Below are 4,415 nucleotides of genomic sequence, written 5' to 3'. Positions count from 1 at the left end.
GCCGTTGGTGTTGATGTTCCATTGCTGGTTGGTCTGGCTGTGGCAGGCGTAGATCTGGACGGCGGCGCTGTTGCCGGTGCCGGCGGCGTCGAGGCACATGTCGCCGTAGACGCGGAGTTGCTTGGTGCTGGTGTTGTAGGTCCAGGTCTGGTTGGTCTGCCGGTTGCAGTCGTAGAGCTGGACGCGGGTGCCGTTGGTGCGTGACGAGTTGGGGACGTCGACGCACCGGCCGGACTGCGTACCGACGATCTCGCTGGCGGAGCCGGGCGGCGGCGTGGTGGGCGGCGGCGTCGTCGGCCCGGGCGTGGTGGGGGTCGGCGTCGGCGTACCGGTCGGCGGCGGCAACAACGGGCACGTGTTGCGGTAGGTGACCACCCCGCTGTTGTCCACCAGCGGGCAGAGGAACTGGGTGTACCGGGCGTCGTTGTCGACGAACGTCTTCAGGAACGGCAGCATGGTCCGGATCAGCACCGGGTTCGACCGGCCGACCATGAATCCGTGGTCGCCACCGGCGACCTCCAGGTAGACGCTCTCCGTCGTGGCCGGAATGCTGTTGTACAGACCGAGCGCGTACGACGGGGTGACCACCGTGTCCGCCTGTCCGGAGATGATCATCGTGGGCACCCGGTCGTTGGCCAGGTTCGACGACGGCGAGTACGGCGTGATGCCGGCCACCGCCTTCAGCGACGGGCGTCGCATCGCGGCGCTCAGCGCCCCGCCGCCGCCCATCGAGTGACCCGCGACGGCCAGCCGGTTCGGGTCGACCCGGTTGCGGACCGTGCTCTGCTGCGTCAGGTAGTCCAGAGCGGCGAGCAACTGGGTGCCGCGCGCCGTGTCGAAGTCGTTGCGGCTGTTGGTCTCGATGCCGATCACCACGAAACCGTGCGAGGCCAGCCACGGTCCCATCCACGCCAGTTCGGCGGAGAACAGCGCGGTGTATCCCGGCGAGATCGCGATGGCACCGAAGGTGCCCTGACTGGTGTCGGTCGGGTAGTAGATCCGACCGCCGTTGAAGCCGTTCCCGGACGGGACGCTGACCGACGTGTTGGCGAAGGGGCCGTTCTCGGCCGCGACGCTGTTCCGGGTGGGGTCCGGACCCCGCTGGTACGGGTTGTCGGCGGCCGACGCCGAGCCGGTCGCCATGGTGATGGTGAGCAAGCCGACGGCGGCGGCGAGTCCGGCGGTGGCGAGCTTGAACAGCCGTCCCCGAACGCCGGGGGACGCTCGGTGAGCGTCAGTGATCCCCGAGGGCGGGGGAGGGGGCGCATGTCCTCGCACTGTCGATACCTCCTGGTGGTGGGGGTGGGTGTGGGATGGGCGGGTCCGGTATGCACCGGACCCGCCCGCGCCGGCTGTGCCCTAGCCGGACCTGCGCGCGGTCAGCGTTGCAGGGTGAGTAGTCCGGGGCGGTAGGGCAGGAGGCCGTAGTCGCCGCCGGAGTTGGGTGAACGGCCCTGGTAGAGGAACTGGAGGTTGCAGGCGTTGACGGTCATGGTCTGGTCGGCGTTGGTGCGGATGAGTTCGCCGTGGCTGATGTCGTTGGTCCAGGTGGCGCCGCTGTTGGCCTTACCGGCGAAGGGGTTGCTCTCGGTGGCGGCCTGGGGGGTCCAGGTGCCGCCGAGGCTGGTGGCGGTGAAGGAGCGGAAGTAGCGGCCCTGGGAGCCGATGGCCTCGACGAGCATGAGGTACCGGTTCTCGCCTTCGAGTTTGTAGACCTGTACGCCTTCGAAGAGGTTGTTGGTGGTGTCGGTCATGATCGTGGTGTAGTTGGAGCCGAAGCTGCCGGGGAAGTTGCCGATCGGCATGCTGGCCCGGTAGATGCGGCCGTTGTCTCCGGCGAAGAACAGATACATGTTCTGGCTGTCGCCGATGAGGGCCTGGTCGATGGGGCCGGTGCCGGAGTTGGAGATGGATCCGGTGAACAGGGTCTGCGCCGGTCCCCAACTGTTGACGTTCGCCGGGTTGGTGGAGGTGCGGTAGGAGAAGGCGGGGCCGCCCCACTGGTAGGCGAGGACCCAGACGTTGCGGGGTGCGAAGTAGAACAGTGAGGGGGCGACGGCGGAGAACGGCATGGCGTTCTGGCTGGCCGAGCCCATCTGGTTCCAGTTGGAGAAGAGGCCGAAGTTCATCGAGCCCCAGCTGGTGCCGGTGTCGTGGGTGGTGGCGTAGACGAGCTGCTGGCCGTTGTAGGGGGCGTGGGTGAAGTCCTTCAACGACACCCACCCCGACCGCGGCTGCGCCAACGCACCCGTCGACGACCACCGGTACGACGAGGGCAGCGAGCAGTTACCCGACGGCGGCGGAGTGGTCGGCGGCGGTGAGGTGGGACCGCCGAGGGAGACCAGCCGGAACTGCTGGTTGGTCTGTCCGTGGCAGTCGTAGAGCTGGATCTGGGCGCCGTTGGTGGTGTTCCAGGCGTCGAGGCAGCGGCCGGATTGGACGCCGCTGATGGTGCCGTTGGTGTTGATGTTCCATTGCTGGTTGGTCTGGCTGTGGCAGGCGTAGATCTGGACGGCGGCGCTGTTGCCGGTGCCGGCGGCGTCGAGGCACATGTCGCCGTAGACGCGGAGTTGCTTGGTGGAGCTGTCGTACGTCCATGCCTGGTTCGTCTGCTTGTTGCAGTCGTAGAGCTGGACCCGGGTGCCGTTGTCTCGCGAGGAGTTGGGCACGTCGACGCACCGGCCGGACTGCGAACCCACGATCTCGCTGGCGGAGCCGGACGGAGGGTTGGTGGGCCCCGGCGTGGTGGGCGTGGGGGTGGTTCCGGGACCGGCGCTGTTCAGCGCGTCCAGGGTGGCCGTGTACGCGGCCTTCTTGTTGCCGCTGCCGTCGAAGAGCAGCGGGGTGCCGCCGGAGCGCCACGAGTCGGTGTCCCGGATGCCCCACACCGTGATGCCGGTGCAGCGGGCGACCGCGAGACAGTCGTTGACCACACTGCGGTAGGTGTTGGCCTGCGTGGTGCCGGAGCCCTCGATGTCCAGCTCGGTGATCTGCACCTCGACGCCGAGCGCCGCGAAGCTGGACAGCGTGGTGCGGTAGTTGCTGTTGTACGCCGACTGGGCGTTGAAGTGCGACTGGAACCCGACGCAGTCGATCGGTACGCCCCGGTTCTTGAAGTCCTGGACCATCCGGTAGACGGCCTGGGTCTTGGCCCAGTTCCAGTTGTCGGTGTTGTAGTCGTTGTAGCAGAGCTTCGCGCCCGGGTCCGCCGTCCGGGCGGCGCGGAAGGCCGCCTCGATCCAGTCGTTTCCGGTGCGCTGGAGGTTGGAGTCGCGGCGGGCGCCGCTGTCGCCGTCGGCGAACGCCTCGTTCACCACGTCCCAGGAGTGGATCTTGCCCCGGTAGTAGGTCGCGACGCGCGTGACGTGGTTGAGCATGGCGTTACGCAACTGGGTGCCGGACATGTTCTGCATCCAGCCGGGCTGCTGCGAGTGCCAGGCCAGCGTGTGGCCACGCACCTTCCAGCCCCGATTGAGAGCGTGGTTGACGATCCGGTCCGCGTTGGTGAACGTGAAGTTGCCCTGCTGCGGCTCGGTCGCGTCGATCTTCATCTCGTTCTCGGGCGTGACGCTGTTGAACTCGCGGTTCAGGATCGTCGTGTACGCGCCGTCGCTGAGCTTGTTCGCCGCCACCGCCGCACCGAAGTACCGGCCGGACTGGTTCGCCGCCGCCGCGAGGGTGGTCTCGGCGGCGTGAGCGAGTGTGGGCAGCAGCGATGCGACGAAGACGGCGACCAGCGCGGCGGCTCCGGGAACGTAGAGCGCTCTGAGTCGACGCCTGGAGGGACGGGTCCGGGAGATCATGCTGATCCTCCACTGATGGGATGGGACGTATCTGTCACTGATCGGGTGCGCTCAGGTGGCGACCCGCAATGCGGTGTCCGCCGACCGGACCAGGGCTCACGCCCGGCATCCGCGCGGAGGTGAGTCGTCTCTGGCCGGCTGGCCGGCAGGTGAAGGGTGGCGGTGGTCGAGCCCGTCGCCCGCCGGGACGTGGTCGCGGGTGGTGGACTCGGATGTGGACGTGTCACCCGGTTGCTCGGGCCTGGTGACGGTGTGGGACACCTCCAGGGGCAGGAAGATCAATGTTAGCGATCTCATCGATCGATGCCTATCAGGCTGGCAGAATGTTCCAGGGTTTTCAACCGGTAGTTTCGGAAACATGGCGGAAGTGTTTCGGTGGCCGCTCGTCGTCGCCCCGACGCGGGCCACCAGTGCCGGAAGGAACGGTCGTAGCTGTCGACTACCCTCGCCGCCGTGGACACTGCGGAGATCGATGCCCCCGTCGTCGACGTCACCGTCTATCCCGACCGGGCCCGGGTCACCCGACGCGGCTGTCTCCGGTTGGCGGCCGGTCAGCACCGCGTACGCGTCGCGCCGCTGCCGCTCGGCCTGCGGCGGGACTCGGTCCGGGTC

The 4,415-nt window shown here is 68.0% G+C and carries 3 protein-coding genes; 1 reads left to right on the top strand and 2 read right to left on the bottom strand.

The features are described 5' to 3' along the window. Together EYA84_RS27435 and EYA84_RS27430 are read right to left on the bottom strand one after the other, a co-directional pair. Positions 1 to 1,158 (bottom strand): ricin-type beta-trefoil lectin domain protein (locus EYA84_RS27435; protein ID WP_394347622.1); only part of this gene is annotated, 1,158 nt, incomplete at its 3' end. Positions 1,159 to 1,379: 221 nt separating this feature from the next. Continuing rightward, complete coding sequence (locus EYA84_RS27430) at positions 1,380 to 3,803, bottom strand: non-reducing end alpha-L-arabinofuranosidase family hydrolase (protein ID WP_131056687.1); 2,424 nt, start codon at positions 3,801 to 3,803, stop codon at positions 1,380 to 1,382. A gap of 453 nt (positions 3,804 to 4,256) precedes the next feature. Here EYA84_RS27430 and EYA84_RS33865 point away from each other — a divergent pair. After that, positions 4,257 to 4,415, top strand: a 159-nt coding sequence (locus EYA84_RS33865; protein ID WP_131056686.1) for a DUF4140 domain-containing protein, incomplete at its 3' end; no start/stop codon positions are given.

The sequence above is a fragment of the Verrucosispora sp. SN26_14.1 genome (genome assembly GCF_004307965.1).
In the GTDB taxonomy this organism is placed as follows: domain Bacteria; phylum Actinomycetota; class Actinomycetes; order Mycobacteriales; family Micromonosporaceae; genus Micromonospora.
The sequence above is the reverse complement of the archived record's forward strand: the minus strand, read 5'-3'. Positions and strand labels throughout refer to the sequence as shown.